At 42.5% G+C, this 16771-nt stretch carries 22 protein-coding genes; 4 read left to right on the top strand and 18 right to left on the bottom strand.

The features are described from left to right. Nucleotide 1 precedes the first annotated feature (1 nt). From FB592_RS18270 to cgeC, 8 genes are all read right to left on the bottom strand, one after another. On the bottom strand, nt 2-655 hold the full coding sequence (locus FB592_RS18270; protein WP_042976303.1) for a 3-oxoacid CoA-transferase subunit B: 654 nt from the start codon (nt 653-655) through the stop codon (nt 2-4). Continuing rightward, complete coding sequence (locus FB592_RS18265; RefSeq protein ID WP_032725995.1) at nt 640-1329, bottom strand: CoA transferase subunit A; 690 nt, start codon at nt 1327-1329, stop codon at nt 640-642. The genes FB592_RS18270 and FB592_RS18265 overlap by 16 nt, the downstream gene beginning before the upstream one ends. Nucleotides 1330-1335: 6 nt before the next feature. After that, on the bottom strand, nt 1336-2670 hold the full coding sequence (locus FB592_RS18260; protein WP_070547466.1) for an aspartate aminotransferase family protein: 1335 nt from the start codon (nt 2668-2670) through the stop codon (nt 1336-1338). Next, entirely contained in the window at nt 2651-2806 is a 156-nt protein-coding gene (locus tag FB592_RS18255) for a hypothetical protein (protein ID WP_015714119.1), read from the bottom strand. Before FB592_RS18255 ends, FB592_RS18260 begins: the two co-directional genes overlap by 20 nt. Beyond that, on the bottom strand, nt 2800-2949 hold the full coding sequence (locus FB592_RS21195) for a YjcZ family sporulation protein (protein ID WP_015251877.1): 150 nt from the start codon (nt 2947-2949) through the stop codon (nt 2800-2802). The genes FB592_RS18255 and FB592_RS21195 overlap by 7 nt, the downstream gene beginning before the upstream one ends. A gap of 43 nt (nt 2950-2992) precedes the next feature. Then, nucleotides 2993-3772 (bottom strand): spore maturation N-acetyltransferase CgeE, encoded by a 780-nt coding sequence (cgeE, locus tag FB592_RS18245; protein WP_101502369.1) that lies wholly within the window; start codon nt 3770-3772, stop codon nt 2993-2995. Nucleotides 3773-3800: 28 nt separating this feature from the next. Further along, nucleotides 3801-5081 carry a spore maturation glycosyltransferase CgeD gene (gene cgeD / locus FB592_RS18240; protein ID WP_141949935.1) on the bottom strand — a complete coding sequence of 427 codons (1281 nt, stop codon included), beginning with the start codon at nt 5079-5081 and terminating at the stop codon, nt 3801-3803. Between the two features lie 64 nt (nt 5082-5145). Then, nucleotides 5146-5451 (bottom strand): spore maturation protein CgeC, encoded by a 306-nt coding sequence (cgeC, locus tag FB592_RS18235; RefSeq protein ID WP_141949933.1) that lies wholly within the window; start codon nt 5449-5451, stop codon nt 5146-5148. 204 nt (nt 5452-5655) lie between these two features. On the opposite strand from cgeC, the gene cgeA reads away from it, so the two are divergent. Both cgeA and cgeB read left to right on the top strand, forming a co-directional pair. Then, nucleotides 5656-6057 (top strand): spore crust protein CgeA, encoded by a 402-nt coding sequence (gene cgeA, locus FB592_RS18230; protein ID WP_032726000.1) that lies wholly within the window; start codon nt 5656-5658, stop codon nt 6055-6057. A 6-nt stretch (nt 6058-6063) separates the two neighbouring features. After that, nucleotides 6064-7017, top strand: coding sequence for a spore maturation protein CgeB (gene cgeB / locus FB592_RS18225; protein WP_041849938.1), 954 nt, complete (start codon nt 6064-6066; stop codon nt 7015-7017). Between the two features lie 70 nt (nt 7018-7087). Here cgeB and FB592_RS18220 read toward each other — a convergent pair whose 3' ends face one another. After that, nucleotides 7088-8236, bottom strand: coding sequence for a phytase (locus FB592_RS18220; protein WP_141949931.1), 1149 nt, complete (start codon nt 8234-8236; stop codon nt 7088-7090). Nucleotides 8237-8606: 370 nt separating this feature from the next. On the opposite strand from FB592_RS18220, the gene FB592_RS18215 reads away from it, so the two are divergent. Beyond that, nucleotides 8607-9632 (top strand): SDR family NAD(P)-dependent oxidoreductase, encoded by a 1026-nt coding sequence (locus FB592_RS18215; RefSeq protein WP_014477115.1) that lies wholly within the window; start codon nt 8607-8609, stop codon nt 9630-9632. 43 nt (nt 9633-9675) lie between these two features. On the opposite strand, the gene msrB is transcribed toward FB592_RS18215, so the two are convergent. Together msrB and msrA are read right to left on the bottom strand one after the other, a co-directional pair. After that, on the bottom strand, nt 9676-10110 hold the full coding sequence (msrB, locus tag FB592_RS18210; RefSeq protein ID WP_021481498.1) for a peptide-methionine (R)-S-oxide reductase MsrB: 435 nt from the start codon (nt 10108-10110) through the stop codon (nt 9676-9678). Further along, entirely contained in the window at nt 10111-10644 is a 534-nt protein-coding gene (msrA, locus tag FB592_RS18205; RefSeq protein ID WP_041849940.1) for a peptide-methionine (S)-S-oxide reductase MsrA, read from the bottom strand. A gap of 131 nt (nt 10645-10775) precedes the next feature. Between msrA and FB592_RS18200 the strand changes: the two genes are divergently transcribed. Then, nucleotides 10776-11201, top strand: a complete 426-nt coding sequence (locus tag FB592_RS18200) for a MarR family transcriptional regulator (RefSeq protein WP_004398634.1) — start codon at nt 10776-10778, stop codon at nt 11199-11201. 49 nt (nt 11202-11250) lie between these two features. On the opposite strand, the gene FB592_RS18195 is transcribed toward FB592_RS18200, so the two are convergent. The 7 genes from FB592_RS18195 to ilvA all read right to left on the bottom strand — a co-directional run bounded on the left by FB592_RS18195 (nt 11251) and on the right by ilvA (nt 16619). Further along, nucleotides 11251-12588, bottom strand: a complete 1338-nt coding sequence (locus FB592_RS18195) for an MATE family efflux transporter (RefSeq protein ID WP_072175289.1) — start codon at nt 12586-12588, stop codon at nt 11251-11253. Between the two features lie 71 nt (nt 12589-12659). Beyond that, a complete protein-coding gene (gene ypmT / locus FB592_RS18190) occupies nt 12660-12854 on the bottom strand; it encodes a protein YpmT (protein WP_003230808.1) in 195 nt (64 codons plus the stop codon). Between the two features lie 12 nt (nt 12855-12866). Beyond that, a complete protein-coding gene (locus tag FB592_RS18185; RefSeq protein WP_041849942.1) occupies nt 12867-13430 on the bottom strand; it encodes a YpmS family protein in 564 nt (187 codons plus the stop codon). 9 nt (nt 13431-13439) lie between these two features. Further along, complete coding sequence (locus FB592_RS18180) at nt 13440-14207, bottom strand: SGNH/GDSL hydrolase family protein (protein ID WP_003245956.1); 768 nt, start codon at nt 14205-14207, stop codon at nt 13440-13442. Between the two features lie 77 nt (nt 14208-14284). After that, a complete protein-coding gene (gene scuA, locus FB592_RS18175; protein ID WP_019258696.1) occupies nt 14285-14866 on the bottom strand; it encodes a cytochrome c oxidase assembly accessory protein ScuA in 582 nt (193 codons plus the stop codon). Nucleotides 14867-15013: 147 nt separating this feature from the next. Further along, complete coding sequence (locus tag FB592_RS18170; protein WP_014480066.1) at nt 15014-15265, bottom strand: DUF2535 family protein; 252 nt, start codon at nt 15263-15265, stop codon at nt 15014-15016. Between the two features lie 85 nt (nt 15266-15350). Continuing rightward, nucleotides 15351-16619, bottom strand: coding sequence for a threonine ammonia-lyase IlvA (gene ilvA, locus FB592_RS18165; RefSeq protein WP_003230803.1), 1269 nt, complete (start codon nt 16617-16619; stop codon nt 15351-15353). Nucleotides 16620-16771 lie beyond the last annotated feature (152 nt).

Here is a 16771-nt window from a genome sequence, read left to right as displayed (position 1 = left end):
CTTAAGAAAAAGGCATATCTATTTTGATTTCAGCTTCTGTCAGCCTCGTCACCTCATCGATTGTCGAGCCATTCATCAGCTCTTTTAAAATGAAGTGATGGCTATCGACCTCAAGAACCGCTTTTTCGGTAATAATCAAATCTACACAGCCTGCAGCAGTTAATGGCAGCGTACATCTTTCTGTTAATTTAGGCCTTCCCTTTTGATCTGTATGACTCATGACGACAACCACTTTTTTCGCTTTTTGGGCAAGCTCCATCGCCCCGCCCATACCAGGCACCTTTTTTCCCGGAACAAGCCAATTTGCCAAATCTCCTGATTGGCTCACCTGCAGGGCGCCTAAAATCGTAATATCAATTTTGCCTTTTCTGATCATCGCAAAAGACATGGTTGTATCAAAATAAGACGCCCCTTTTACAGCGCGGACAGGATAGCCCGCGGCGTTGCATAAATGCGCATCCTCTTCTCCCTTTTCGGGACTTTCTCCAATGCCAAGGACACCGTTTTCCGCTTGAAACATGACCTGTATGTCAGGCTTCAAAAAGTTCGGTACCAAGGATGGGATACCGATACCGAGATTCACAATCATGCCCTGCTTAATTTCAGTAGCAGCCCGTTTTGCAATCTGTTCTCTTTCTGCTACTCCCAAGCCCATTTCCACTTCACTCCCTCGCTTCGTACAACTCCCTCAACAAAAACCCCCGGTGTGACAATCATTTCTTCAGAAATCTCCCCCATCGGAACGATACGCTCAGCTTCGGCAAAGGTTCTCCTGGCGGCCATTGCCATAAGCGGGTTCATATTGCGCGCGGTTTTGTCATACGTTAGATTGCCGAATTCATCTGCAATGTAAGCATTGATGAAAGCAAAATCAGCCGTCAGCGCCTCTTCAATCAAGTATCGTTTTCCCGCCACTGTTACGATGTCCTTTTTTTCGCAAACCATTGGATTATCAATGCCCACATCGGTTAAAATACCGCCAAGTCCCGCTCCGCCAGCGCGAATCCGTTCCGCAAGCGTTCCCTGAGGTGAAAATTGAACCTCTAACGTCCCCTCTGTCATCTGTTTTCCGGCTACAGGATTGGAACCGATATGCGAGGCGATCAGGGTTTTGACCCGTTGATTAACAATAAGCGGGCCGATCCCGATATCCGGGAAACCGGCGTCATTGCAAATCACAGTTAAATCCGTTACACCGCTGTCCAATATCGCTTCAATCAATGAAGGAGGCGACCCGACTCCCCCAAAACCGCCAAACATCAGAACCGATCCATCCCGAACATCTGCAATTGCTGTGTCAATGCTGATTGCTTTTTGAAATGGCGCCATTTAATGTCAATCCTTTTTTAAGTTTTTTTCGACCGCTGCAACTGTTTCTGAAAAAATAGAGATAAGCTCTTCCATTTCACCGTCTGAAATAGTAAAAGGAGGAGCAATAATGACAGCATCTCCTTCTCCACTGTCTATTCCAGCTTTGGAAGGATAAACAATCAGCCCGCGTTTTTTCGCCTCACTGACAATAAGCTGGGTTACCGCCTGCTCTGGCGGAAACACTTTCTTCGTTTTTTGGTCTGTCACAAATTCAATGCCTAATAGCAGTCCTTTTCCGCGCACATCACCTATAATGCCGCTTTGAGATGCCGCCTCATCAAGCTTCTTCTTCAGCACAGCGCCCTTTTTTTCTGATTGTTTGATCAAGCCGTGCTTTAACACATATCGCAAAACTTCAAGAGCAGCTTTGGCTGAATAGGGATGTGCACTATATGTGTGACCGCTCATAATCACACCTGACCCTTGTTTTATCGTTTCAATAATAGAATCAGATACGACGGCAGCGGCAATAGGCGCATACCCCGCACCGAGTCCCTTCCCCAGTACAGCAATATCAGGTACGGTGTCCCAATGCTCTGTCGCGAGCATCCTTCCTGTTCTCCCAAGCCCCGTCATCACTTCATCTGCAATAAAAAGCACATCGTGTGTGCGGCATACCTCACTTAATCTCTCATAATATCCCGGAGGCGGAGTAATCGCTGCGCCTGCAGCACCAATAATAGGCTCAGCCACAAAGCCGGCGATGAATTGGCTTCCGATTCTTTTGATCATAGTGTCCAGTTCATCAGCTGCAGTCTGAACAAAGTCTTCTTCCGTCTCATAATTCAGCCGATAAATATGAGGAGCTGAGATAGCTGGATACCGCTCAATGAGATGGGTGAACCGGTATCTCCTTTCATAAAAACCAGACAATGAAAGCGCTCCCAAAGTTATTCCGTGGTAACTGCTCCATCGAGACAAAAAGATGGATTTTTGTGTTTGCTTTTTTTCCTGCCAAAACTGAATGGCAATTTTCATAGCTGTTTCTATCGCTTCTGATCCGCTGTTGACAAAAAAAGACCAATTCACATCTCCGGGCAGCTCCTGTGCCAAGAGAGCGGCTAATTGCTCGGCGGGCTCACTCGTAAACTGTGAGCGGTAAGCAAAAGACACCTGATCAAGCTGTTCTTTCAGCTTCTCAGTCACATCACGAACTCCGTGGCCGATATTACATGTCACCGCACCTGACGAGCCGTCGAGATATTTTTTTCCGGTCTGATCATAAACATATGAACCCTTCGCATAACTGACAACCGGATAGGCCGAGCTAAGCTCTGGCTTAATCAAATAACTGCTCATGCTCCCACCTCAAAACCCCTTTTACCATATTGTATGAGTGTCCAAATGGCGGCATGACGTTCCCCGCAAAAACTTTTTCACATAAAAAGAGCCTTCCTAATAGGGAAGGCTCTTTTGGAATTTCAGCATCTAGCAAATAAAAGCGGCTCCAACAATAATTAATAAAATGAACAAGACAACAATTAACACAAATGTATTTGTCCCGCAGCCAAATCCGTAACCGTACCCAGAGTATCCATACATGCTGTTTTCATCCTTTCTTATCACGATATACGGCATTTTATGCGGGCCAAGTCCCAAATGGTTTGTGCAAACGCCTATTTCATGTAAGGAAATAATGAAATACAGTATGCACCCGCTCATATTTTTTAAACGTCAGCTTTTCGTAAAACTGAGTTGCACCGTCAGTGCTTGCAGCCACTAAGTAGGCTGCTTCCATTCCTAGTGATTTGGCGATAGACAGCATTTCTTTCACTAAGATACTGCCGTAGCCCTTCCTTTGAAACTGATCTAAAATTGCCACTTCTTCGATTTTAGCCGTTTTCTCTTGATGATCGATAAACAGCTCGCCGCACCCAATGGGAACTTTCTGTGCCTGGTCGCTGTAACAAACAACAAGAATGATTATACCTGCTTCATAGAAAGGATATTTTCTTTTTAATTTTTGTACAGCGATTGCTTCTCCAATATAAATGGAATCGTAAATTTTCATAATAGAAGATCCGTCGCAAAGACTTTTTGCCGTCCCCCATGCGGTTAAAGGATGTCCCATCTGCCCCTTCCAGTCACTAAGCTTCATGTCATATAGTAGCTCATCCTCGACGACAAAACCGCTTTTTACAAGCGACTGCTTCAAACCGAGCGGAAAAACATGCTGCGGCGACGCTTTTAAATGGAGATAATTCGCATCAAGCAGCTTTGGTACGGAGGGTAAAAAGTTAAGTAACCGCTCCAATGGAAACGTATCATGGAGCTGAACAAAGTTATGAGAAAAAATTTGCGGAAGCTGCGGATCTCTGTATACGCTGTAATGATCAAACGATGCCGATTCAGACGTTAACAATATATATTGATGTTCCGTTTTTGAATAATGTCCTGTCATGAACGTCTCCTTTTTATGACCTATACCTTTACTCTGTTGCAATATTCAATTTCTTTATAATCTCATCGTACACCGGATAAAACGGCTTTCCAATTGGAAATTGCTGAATATTTCGGAAAGAAGCGGAGATTGGCTTCTGATGTAAAAAAAACTTCCTTGTTACTTGTTCACTAATCGGGTGAAAGACGCCGTTTAGAAACAAAAACGGCTCGCGTTCGATGAAAAACAGACGTCGGCCAGGCGGATTTTTGATCAATTCAGATCGTTTCCACGTAATCGGCGGCCCTTCCGGAAGCGTCTCCATCTCTTCTTTTCCAATTGTCACTATGTCTTTTCTTTGAAATTGATAAAATTGAAACGCATACTGGTCCACAATTCGCCTTTTTTTTCCGGCTTCGATATAAAATATTGCAGGATGGTCAGCTTCCTTTACTAAAATATAATTCGGAATGTTTAAAATTTTTCCAATCCTATATTGGAATAAATATGGGTCTGGAACAGCGACAGTCCGATTTAGATACAAAAAACCCCACTTTTCTCCAACAGGATGCCTTACACCCTGATCAAAAAAATACACATTTTGATCTGAACCTTTTACAAAAGAGCCGTCAATCAAATCGGCGGGCAGAAACCGATATGCATTTTGAAATGAATCTGGGGTTTTATAGGTTGTGTCTAATACTTCATTTATCGGCAGAAATCGGGTAAAGTTGTTGAGTCTCGCCCAAAAAATTGCGTCGCCATGATTCCAATGCTTCATATCATCATCCCAGTAGCCTCCAAATTTATGATGGATGAGATTAAGTAACGAACGGCGATGCATAACGGAGCAATGATCAACTTGAAAAGCGGCCTGATCAAACACTGCATTGGCATTTCTGTAGAAATGTGAGATTTCCTCTCCCCTTTCGTTTACATGTACAACTTTTTGTTTTGAATAGACCGCCTGCGCTTCAGGCTTATGTGAAAACTCTTGCATCATACGGCTCAGCCGCTCAGGATGATAAACAGTGTCGTCAGTAAGATAGGAAATGTAATCGCCGTCTGCAAATGGGAGCGCACTGTTAATTAATGTGGCATAACGAGCTGTTTTTAATCGATCTGCAGGATGCACGAAACTGTTATGATATTGAATGCGCCGGTCATGGAGATACTTGTGAATCACCGCAGTTGTTTCTGCATTCGAATGATCATCCATGATAAAAAGCTCCCAAAGATCATGCGTTTGCTGTATCACGCTTTCGATCGCTTTTTGCAAATAATGGGGTTTGTTGTAACTTGTTAAAATAATAGACACTTTCTCTCCCATCTATACCGCCTCCCGCCGTCAAACATAAAAACGGCTCCGCAGCAAGCAGAGCCTCTGTCATCTTTTAAAAAGCACCCCAGCTTACAACACTTGAGAGTGAAACATGAGAGCTCATGTTATTTAACGGGTTTTGGAAAATAACCAAATCAGTCAGAACTTCTTTTACGATGACATTTTGAAGTGTATCTCCGTTGATCAAATTGACTTTTGAAACCGGTACGCCCAGCTCTTTTGCAAAAACAAGCTGGCGTCTGAGGTCAGATGGATTTCCTTCAGAAGACGATTGACGTATCAGCAGAATCAGCAAAAGCAAAATAAAATGCAGTTCATCTTGGTTTTCTTCTCGATCCACTTGTTTCTCTAAATCCAAATCATCCCTCTCCCTTATCCTTATCTCTGTTTCACAATATGTGCGACTCCGATTTATGGTATAGGCTATGTCCACTCCATTAAAAAATCAGCATTTTCCTTAAATAGATGAAAATTAGATCAGGTACGGCGTTCGACTCATACCAAATAACAGCCGGAAGAATATGATTAACGTGAGTTCACTATCGAATAGGAGGTGTGTGTAATGAGCTCTGAAAATGCACAGTTAAAAAAGGATTTAATTAAAGCCGTTTTAAGCCCTTTATTTCCAACTGCAACAGAAGGAGGAGAAAACATGGATAGTAACCTTAAAGACTTGCTTGAAGCTGCCATCGATCAAAGAGTAGATGAAAGTGAGATGGTTACGGCAGAATCTCTTTTAGACCCTTCCCTTCCGGCAAGATGGATTTTTGCCAGAGTTACGCCAGGCACGACAATCAGCATTGTAACCGATTCAGGAGACATGATCGGGCCGGTTGTCTTCGTTGCTTTCGATCAGGTTCACGGGATCGTATTTGTAACACAGGAAAGTTCCGTCACTCCAGCAGGCCAAGCTACAACATTAATTGATGTAGACAAAGTAGAAAGCGTTACGTTCTTTTCATAACATCCGATGAAAGTCTTGTATATCCAGTCGGGATACGGAGGAATATATTGTTATTTTGATCGCTGGGCTGAAGAATGTTTTCGGAACACTCATACAGAGTATATGTCTGCAGATACACTTGAAGCAGAATCTTTGGTGAAGATCGAAACGTTTCAGCCGGACTTCGCACTCTTGATGGTTGGAGACCGCGTTCCTCACGACTGGCTGACCTGGTTAAAGGGTAAGGGTATCCCCGTATATGTTTGGCTGACCGAAGACCCATTTTATATGGATATCAGCCTACAGGTAATCAAGCTCGCTGACGCCATATTAACGATTGAACAAAATGCCGTTCTCTATTATCAAGGGCTCGGCTACCAGCACGTCTATTATGTTCCGATACCAGTTAATCATCGGCTGTTTAAAAAAATGGGCACCAAACAATCCTATCATTCAAATCTGTTAATCATCGGCTACCCTTACCCTAATCGGGTTCAGCTTATGAAAGAAGCGGTCCATCTGCCATTCACGGTTCGGGTAATCGGCAAGGAATGGAGAAAATATCTGCCTAAAAAAGTGCTCAAACAGCCGCATATTGATGTCGTCAGCGCATGGGTTCCACCCGAACAGGCCGTTCATTATTATAATGGGGCAGACATCGTAATTAATGCGCATCGTCCCTATCATTTTGCTTTCAACCAAAATACTATGCGCATCAAAAATGCCAGTTTTAATAACCGAACGTTTGATATCGCTGCATGCGAAGCATTTCAATTAACAGATTTACCCGCGGCGCATCCTTTTTCATCCTTTATTTCTTATCACGGCATGAACGACTTTAAGGAAAAAGCCGCTTTCTATATCAACCATCCTGAAGAACGGCAAAAAGCTGCAGCAGCCAATTATAAAGAGACCGTACCCGCATTTACGTTTGATGAGCTTCCTGCAAAACTAAAAGCGATTCATCTGGCGCTTTCTTGAAAAATCGTTCATTGCTATGAACGATTTTTTTATTCATAGAAAAAAGCAGCTGCACAAGCTGCTTTCTATTCTAGCCGTCAGAACGGTCTTTCAGCTTCCTCGGATTTACCTGTTTATGAAGATCAGGCATTCCGCCGAGATGCTGTGCAATTTGTTCCCACGATACAATTTTGAAATTTTGATTGACGGCTTGTCCGTTATCGATATTTTCGCCATCCTGCGCCACAAAAATCCCGTACGGATATTTTGGGCCAAGTCCGAAACCGAGAACATCAATACCATCCGTGTCACTAGTACCGTCTATCTTCTCGCCATCTGTAATCTCAAAGTTGGCTACATAGCGATTTTTCCCCTGGCGTTCATACATTGCATAGCTGTTATTTCCTTGACTTGAAGCCATGAGATATCCTTTGCCATTTGGTGCATAATAGATTGTCAGTCCTTCAATATCAGCTGTCAAATGATCTCCTGTCGCACGGTCAACAACCTGCCCCTTTGACCCTCCGCCGGGCTCAGCGTTAAATTTCCAGATGGCCTCATCTTCCTCTGCTATGTATAGGTTTCCGTACTCATCATCCGCAACAAGGCCTTCGGTCTGAGAATTCAACTTAAATTCACGCACCTTTTTCCCTGTTACATAACCCTTTCCACCATCAACAATTTCATACTGCTCAAATTCCCCTTGTTTGCCTGTCACTAATGCGTAAAATGCTCCTGTTTTCTGGCTGTGATACAGGCCGAATCCATAAACCTCAGAAATATTGGTGGAAATAGGATGTTTCGGATCTGTAATGCTTTTCAATTTTCCTTTATCCCCGTCTATTGCATATACTTCAATTGTATTTTTTCCTTCGGACCGGTTGGATGCAGCAGCAATATCAATTTTTTCGCCGTTCAATGGAAAATCATAGCGCAGATCGACATTATTGAGCTTGCCAAACTCATAAGAATGAAGCTGTTTTCCGTCTAAATCATACACAACGAGCCCTGACTTCTTATTTGTTGTAATCAACTTGCTTTTTTCCGGGTGTTTTTCATGAACCCAAATGGCCGGGTCATCTGCTGCGTCATCGCCAGATGCGACCGGATCTGTCTCCGTGTGTGCAGTCACTTTGAAATGATGTTCCTCATTCACATAATGAGCCGACACCGAGGTTGCTGTCAGGCTAAGCAATAAACCCGCGGCAGTGCTTAGCAGCATTGTTTTTGAAACCTTCATTTGGTACCCTCCTCTTTTATCACTATCACTACTATTGTAAAATATATACAGGTGATTACCGTGAGGAAAATGAACCTTTTTTTATAGGGTTTCTGACTCATAAACAACTTATTCCCCAAAGAGGTACGTGAGATGACTTTGCCAGCTTTGCTTTTGCGGAGCGAAATAAAAATATGTTGAATATTTAGTACATTGTTTTTTTAGTTTTGTTATTCCCTAGTTACGTCCGTTTTTCCATTTTCCATTAAAAAAGAACACTTTGTGACATGATCATTCCCCTAAATTTTGTTTTATTGGTTGCTTTCATTAATTCGATTACAAAGTTGAACATATGATGCATGGTAGAGAAACGAGAGTTGGAGGATAAGCCATGCCTAAACAGCAAACAGCAGAACTAAAACCATTTTTCCATAACAAAACAGTTTTAGTCACTGGCGGAACGGGTTCAATCGGGAGTCAAATTGTCAAACGCCTTTTGCTGCTTACACCTAAACAGGTGATTGTATTCAGCAAAGACGACAGTAAACAGTATGTCATGAGCCAAAAGTATGCGGAGGATAAGCGGCTATTATTTGTACTCGGAGATGTACGCGATCACAGAAGGGTGAATCAGGTGATGAAAGGCGTCGATATCGTCTTTCACGCGGCTGCGCTGAAACAGGTTCCGACATGTGAGGACCATCCATTTGAAGCGATTCAGACCAATCTCATCGGCGGACAAAATGTGGTGGAAGCTGCCCTTTCACACCGAGTGCAGCATGTCATTAATATCAGTACAGATAAAGCTGTATCTCCTGTGAACACAATGGGTGCCACCAAGCTGTTATCTGAAAAGCTGTTTCATCAAGCAAACCGCCACGTCCAAAACAAAGGAACCTTGTTTTGTTCGGTCCGCTTTGGAAATGTTCTCGGTTCCAGAGGTTCGGTCATCCCCATATTATTTGAACAGATGATGGAGGGTGAACCTCTGACCATCACAGACAAAAACATGACCAGATTTTTCATGTCAATAGACGATGCAGCTACATTGACATTACAATCGGCTGCTATTACAAAAGGCGGAGAAACCTTTATTTTCAAAATGGAATCACTGAAACTTGAAGAACTGATTCATGGGTTTGAAGAATATGCATCGCAGCACGGGCTCCCGCGGCCGGCTGCAGTAGAAGTGGGCAAGCGTCCAGGTGAAAAGCTTCACGAAGAATTAACATCTCCACATGAAATTGAATCACTGTATGAATGGGGCAACCTTTATGCAATCCTTCCAGAGCCGGAAAAACATCCTGACTTTCGCAAAGTCAATCTGCCTGGGTATCAATCAGATCAAGCCCCGCTCATTACGAAAGAAAGAATTGCTCAGATTATTGAAGAATTGCATCAAGAGAAAAAGGCATAAAAACAAGCCTGTCTATCCATTAGGCAGGCCTGTTTTTAACAGTTTATTTATTAAAGAGATGCAGATAGCTTTCGTATCCTTCTTCTTTCAGCTTATGCTTCGGAACAAACCGCAGCGCTGCTGAATTTATGCAGTAACGAAGTCCGTTTGGACCCGGTCCGTCATTAAATACATGGCCAAGATGAGAATCAGCAGTTCGGCTTCTTACTTCTGTGCGAATCATGCCGTGGCTCGTGTCCAGTTTTTCTTCCACTTCTTCTTCTTCAATCGGCTTTGTAAAGCTTGGCCAGCCGCAGTGGGAATCAAATTTATCTTTGGATGTAAACAATGGCTTCCCTGACACAATGTCTACATACAACCCTTCTTCCTTATGATCCCAATATTCATTTTGAAACGGCGGCTCCGTGCCGTTATTTTGCGTTACTTCATATTGCATGCGATTTAACGACTTCATTTTTTCTTCTTTATTGTACGCCATTTATTTAGCCCCCCAATGCTCGCTGATAAATCCCGCACGTCCGGAACCTGTCCGGTAGCGCTGATAATGTGCTGGATTCTTTTTATAAAAATGCTGATGGTAGCCTTCCGCTTCATAGAAAGGTTCAGCTTTTAAAATGTCCGTTACAATCGGATCTTTAAAGATGCCGCTTTCAGCCAGACGTTGCTTGGAAGCTTCCGCAAGCACCTTTTGTTTATCATTATGATAAAAAATGGCTGCGCGATAGGAACTGCCGCGATCAGCAAACTGCCCCCCGGCATCTGTCGGATCGATTTGCTGCCAAAATAATTCAAGCAGTTTTTCATAAGGGAATACATCAGGATTAAACGTAATTTGAACGGCTTCACGATGTCCCGTCGTTTCACTGCACACCTCTTCATACGTAGGGTTTTCAGTATGGCCGCCTGTATACCCGGACACCACTTTTTCAATTCCCGGCTGTTCGTCAAAAGGTTTAACCATACACCAAAAACAGCCTCCTGCAAATGTGGCGATTTCTTTTTTTTCAGACATACTGGTGCCTCCTTTGTTAATACGTGGTATTATTATATTATAGCATGTAAAAATAGAATGAAAATGATTCTGCTTTTCAATAAAATCTATAGGTTTTAAGCAATATGCTTATGTAATGGAGGTTCACAAATTTGAAAGTAAGAACACAGATGATGTACGATATGGAAACTTTACTCCGTAAAGTCTTTAAACAAATACGCAATGAAATCAATGAAATTTTAGATAAAGAGCTGTCGCGGAATGAATTCACCATTCTTCGGATCCTCAGTGAACAAGGGCCTAAAAAAGTCACTGAATTTGCGCCTATTTTAGAAGTATCGGCAAGCCACATTACGGCTGTGACAGATGCGCTGGTAGAAAAGGAATGGATTACGAGAATCAGATCGAAGGAAGACAGACGCATCATCCGCATTCATATCACTGAAGCGGGCGAAAAAGTCCTTCAGCACTTTAACGAGAAAAAAACGGAATATTTCTTTAAACGCTTTGACTGCTACACTGATGCTGAACTTGCCACGTTAATCGAGCTCTTCAGCAAACTTGATAAAAAACGGTGAAAAAAAGCACATACCGATATATAGGTATGTGCTTTTCGCAGTGCTTCACTTATTTTTCAATAAACAGCTTCATTGCTTTCCAGCGGCCATATCTATAATACAAAAATGCCGCGCAGCTGCTAAATAAAAAACTCATTCCGATTCCAAGCCCGATTCCTTTTTGTCCAAGCCAAGCTGAAAATAGAGCTGTGAAAGGATATCTCAACACCCAAAACGAGATCAAATTTAATACCAGAACCTGCAGCATCGCTCCCGCGGCCCTGACGATTCCGTTCAGCACAAAATTAATCCCAATAAAAGGGTAGAAAAACGCGATCCACTTCAAATATTGTTCACCAAATGCGACCGCATCGGGCTCACTGATAAATAACCTTATGAGATATTTACCAAATACCCAAATCATAACCGCAATCACCAGCATGCAGGAAATAACAGCTATCACACCTAGCCTTGCAATTGTTCCCACTCTTTTTTCGTTTCCGATTCCAATATTTTGCCCTGCCATACTATTGACGGCCGTACCGGCAGCCATTGCTGGAAGCGTGATGATACTATCAAGCCGCTGCACCGCGCCAAAGCCTGATACCACGTGATCCCCGTATGAGTTAACAACACTCATAATCGCCATCATACCGCCTGTAATCACCATCATCTGCAGACCTGCCGGAATCCCGAGTTTCAAAATCAGCGCGGACTCTTCCCACTTGGGCATTCTCGGAATTGAGAATGGCACAAGCTTGTGTTTGACCACATAAAACAACCCATACAAAAACGCAATGCCCTGTGACAAAATCGTTGAATAAGCCGCTCCCGCTATTCCCATGCGGAACACAGAAATAAAGAGCGGCGCAAGCACTGTATTCAGTACAACAGCAAACGCAATAAACCGGAGAGGTGTCTTGCTGTCGCCCAGCGCACGAAGCACAGTACTGATAAAGTTATAACCAAACAAAAATAAAATGCCGATAAATTGAATCTGTAAATACGTCTCAGCAAGCGGTATCATTGACTCCGGCGTTTTTAGAAGACGCAGCAAAAGCTCTGAGAGAAAAAAACCGGCCGCGCCGAATCCGATGCTTAGGCCTGTTAATAAAACAACAAAAGCGTTAATATACGACGCCATTCCTTTTACATCATCTTTTCCTTTTTGCTGAGATAAAATGGTTAACGTCGCATTGTTAAGGCCCAAAATAAAAGACAGCACGGTCAAAACAATCGTGCTTGATACCGCGGCTGCCCCAAGGGCCTTTGCCCCCAGTAAATTGCCGATCCACAAGCTGTCTATAAATTGAAAGGAAACCTGCAATGCGTTTCCGAGCATAATAGGCATTGAAAACAGTACAAGCTGTTTCAGCACGTTCCCCTGTGTAAAATCGTATGCTTTCATCTTTTCTCCTTGTGTTCTCAAATTTTCTTCGGACCGCACGAAAAAAGAGACGTTGTTTCATGTCTCTTTTTTCATGACTTATCGGTTTTTTTTCGGTCTCGCATACCGAATGTAAACACCATCACACTTAGGAACAAGGCACAATAGGAAACATTCAAATACATTTGATCCATGTCTTCAGCAGCCAGATGATGATAAGCAAGCCAGCCGAAGTACAGGGAAAATGTAAAGGATAATAAACTGAAATACTGGTAAATCCTTTTCATTTTCAGTCACCTCTATTGTTTAGGATGGTAATAGGAAAACTCAATTTCATCTTTTTCTAAATTTATCTTATCCGCTTTGACATACATTCCATTCGTTAAAGGCATTTCTGACAAACGCACTTCAATGCTTTTATCTCCGGGGTGAACATGGACAAATGACGGCAATTCATAAAAGCTGTCCATATAATTTAACACAAAGCTAATTGGTATACTCAATTTCCCTAACGAAAATTTCGTGACATTCAGCTCTACATCACCGTTTTTTTTCACAGTCGGCTCAAAAGCGATAAACGCATCAATAGACGTGGAAAATGCCTTGATTTTCCCTGCGACATGAACATCATCATCAATCTCTACTTTATAATCAAGCTTGTTTGATGCTTTGTCGTTTAAATATGAGTTAACAAACGCAGCTAATGATTCTTTTGTGCTTGTCACTTGAAATCCATACTCGCTCTCAGATGAATCCTTCACCTGAGCCTGTTCCCCCGGGAGCAAAACAAGTGCCACAAACCCGGCGGCGAGGATAAAATTGATTGCAAGCAATATAATAAACAGTCGCTTCCACTTATTCATGCTGTCACCCTACTCTTTCGGTAATCCTTCTTTTTTAATGGCTTGATAGACGCGCTTTGCGATAAGAGAATAACCCGTACCATTAGGATGAAAATCATCTTCCTCAGAAATTCGGCTGCTGTCACTTTTTTGATTGAACAAATCTTCGATATGAACGATTTTTGCATGTTTATCTTTTTTCAGCTCTTTTTCAGCAATATGGTTCCAATCCGTGACGACACCATTTATTTCATTTAGTTCTGATAATGTAAACGTAAACGGATTGTACATGCTGACATAAATCAGCTCAGCGTGATCATTCAGCTCGCGAATTTCAGAAATGATTTTTTCAAAGCGCTTTTCGTACGGTTTTTCCGCTTCCTGAAACGGTTCAACGGTTAATTGCAGAAAGTTTTGGCGAAGGATTTTCATCAAATCATTACCGCCAATTGTAAAAAAGACATAATCTGCGTCCTTTATGCCTTTTTGAACCTTTTTATCTTTTAGTTTTTCTAATAAATCATCCGAACGGTTCCCTTTTACGGCATAATTTTTCACGTCGACCGTTTTGACTTGTTTATCTGACCGGATAGAATCCGCCACCTTGCCGACATATCCCTTTCCGTCGGGATCTCCGACTCCTTCTGTCAGCGAATCTCCGACAGCCGCTATGACAATGTGTTCTTTTGTTTTCGTTTCATGGGCTTTTTGTTTTCCCTCAGATGATGTACGTATGCTCGTACACGCAGTAAGAAGCAAAATCAAACTGGCCATGATTGAAAAAATGCGCAGCTTCAATCTTGTTGCTCCTTCCCATTCTACTAGTGGAAAGTGTATCATGTTTTAGAAGATTTGCAAATGCCCAGTCTCCTAGCTTACTTGAGTGTACTGGCTGTCTTCACATCGGCGATAATATCATCGTACGGTGTATTTTCCACTCCGTTGTAATCTTTCAGCACCTTACCGTCCGGGCCTACCAAATAAAAAGAAGAATAATGAATGACTTGGTCCTCTCCCTCCGGTTTCTTCACAATCGCTTTAAAGCTCTTAAGCGCGAATGCCTCAATGTCACTCTGGCTGTATCCCGTGAGGAAATCCCAGTTATCAAAAGATAATGGATAGTTTGCGGCAAATTTCTTCAGCTGTTTCGGCTTATCGTTTTCTGGATCAACGCTAAAGGATACGATACGGACATCTATGTTCTCAGCCTTCAGTTTTTTTTGCAGCTCGGTCATATGAGCGGTCATCGGCGGACATACAGTTTCACAATTGGTAAAAATAAAATCCGCCAGCCATACTTCTCCTTTTAAACTCTCTAAAGAAACGTTCTTGCCGTCTTGGTTTTGAAATGTAAAAGGCTCCACCTCGTAATTGAGCGGATCTTTAATCTGCTGTCCTCCGCATGCACACAAAAACAGAAAAAACAGCCCAGCCGTTAACCCCTTGATAACCTTCATGACATCCATCCTTTCCAGCCAGCATAAAAACGCTTTCTAAAACCGTCCTTACTGTCCCATGTTTGTATTCGATACTGAGCAAAAAAAATCCTGCATGCCTCCCCATTAACGATTACAAAGGAGGGCATGCAGGTAAAAAACGGCATGTTACGCGTTGTGCTTTAACACCTCTTGATGAAATACAGCCTGATAATCTGCCCACTTCATCCGGCGCTTCATATAATGTCGGAAAGAATACACTTTTGCCCTGCTGTTTGATGAAAACACTTCTTTTAAGTAGAATTGCAAATGGTGATGTAACATAAAGAAATAGTGCTCATCTTCCTTTAATACAGGTATTTCTGTCACTTTCACCTGAATCCCGTCATCGCGTTTGAACTCTAGGCTTTTGAGTAACAAGCTATCAATCCTCTTTTTTGTTTTTCTTCTATTATATATGATGCCAGCCGGGCTGTCTGTCATTTTGCGCGGTTGTGTAAAAAAATTAGATTAGCAAATGGAACAAGTCCTCATCCTTGTTCACCTCTACATAATGAAACGGTTTTTTGTTCATCCGTTCAATCAGCGGCCCATAATCGGCTTTGTTCTGCAGCTCGATGCCGACAAGAGCAGGTCCATTGCTTTTATTATTTTTCTTCGTATATTCAAACCTTGTAATGTCATCATTCGGCCCGAGGACTTCGTCAAGAAATTCGCGGAGCGCCCCCGCTCTTTGCGGAAAATTGACGATAAAATAATGCTGAAGACCTTCAAAAATCAAGGAACGCTCCTTCATTTCCTGCATTCTTCCGATATCGTTATTGCCCCCGCTTACCACACACACCACGTTTTTCCCTTTAATTTGATCCTTGTACAAATCAAGCGCTGCGACAGAAAGAGCTCCAGCCGGTTCAGCAACAACCGCACATTCGTTATATAATTCAAGAATGGATGTACATACTTTTCCTTCAGGCACAAGGAGAATGTCATCAACGACAGTTTCCAGCGTCCGGAAGGTTTCCTCGCCAATTTTTTTAACAGCCGCACCATCTACAAACTTATCAATTTTATCAAGTGTGACGACATGCCCAGCTTTGTTTGATTCAAAGTAGGATGCCGCTCCCGCCGGCTCAACAGCAATTACCTTTGTATCAGGAGACACGTTTTTCAAATATGTACCTACCCCAGAGAGAAGGCCGCCGCCTCCGACACTTGCAAAAAGAAAATGCGGTTCTGTATCAATGTCGTTTAAAATCTCGACTGCGAGCGTTCCCTGTCCGGCCATCACATCCGGATCATCGAACGGATGGATAAACGTCCGAGATTCCGCCTCACAGCATTCAGCAGCGCTTTTATACGCGTCGTCAAACGTATCGCCTGTCAAAATAATATCGATAAATCCTTTTCCGAATAGTTCAACTTGAGATACTTTTTGTCTCGGTGTAGTAGACGGCATAAAAATTTTCCCGTGAATGCCAAGATGTTTACACGAAAATGCCACACCTTGAGCGTGGTTTCCGGCACTTGCACACACAACTCCGTTCTCTGTCTGCTCGCTGGAAAGCTGTTTCATTTTATGATAAGCCCCTCTGAGCTTAAAAGATCTGACAACTTGCAAGTCTTCGCGTTTTAAATAGATATTGCATTCATATCTCTCAGAAAGTCTGTCATTCCTCTGCAAAGGTGTGTGAATGACAACGTCCTTTACGTTTTGGTGAGCCTTCAAAATGTCTTTCACTTGGATGAGAGAGTTTTCTTTAAGCAACGGTTTCATGTACAGATTCCTTTCTTGTTTTAAATCCCTATTTAATATGCCATTATAACATGAATATTCAAAAAATAAGACAATTATTTTTATTTAATTATTAAAAAAATACAGACTATGTCCACCACATCTTGTGGTAACTTCTGTTCAACCATTATCCT

The sequence above is a fragment of the Bacillus sp. SJZ110 genome, from assembly GCF_006715455.1.
Lineage (GTDB): Bacteria > Bacillota > Bacilli > Bacillales > Bacillaceae > Bacillus > Bacillus subtilis.
This window is presented reverse-complemented; position numbering and strand designations above follow the sequence as displayed.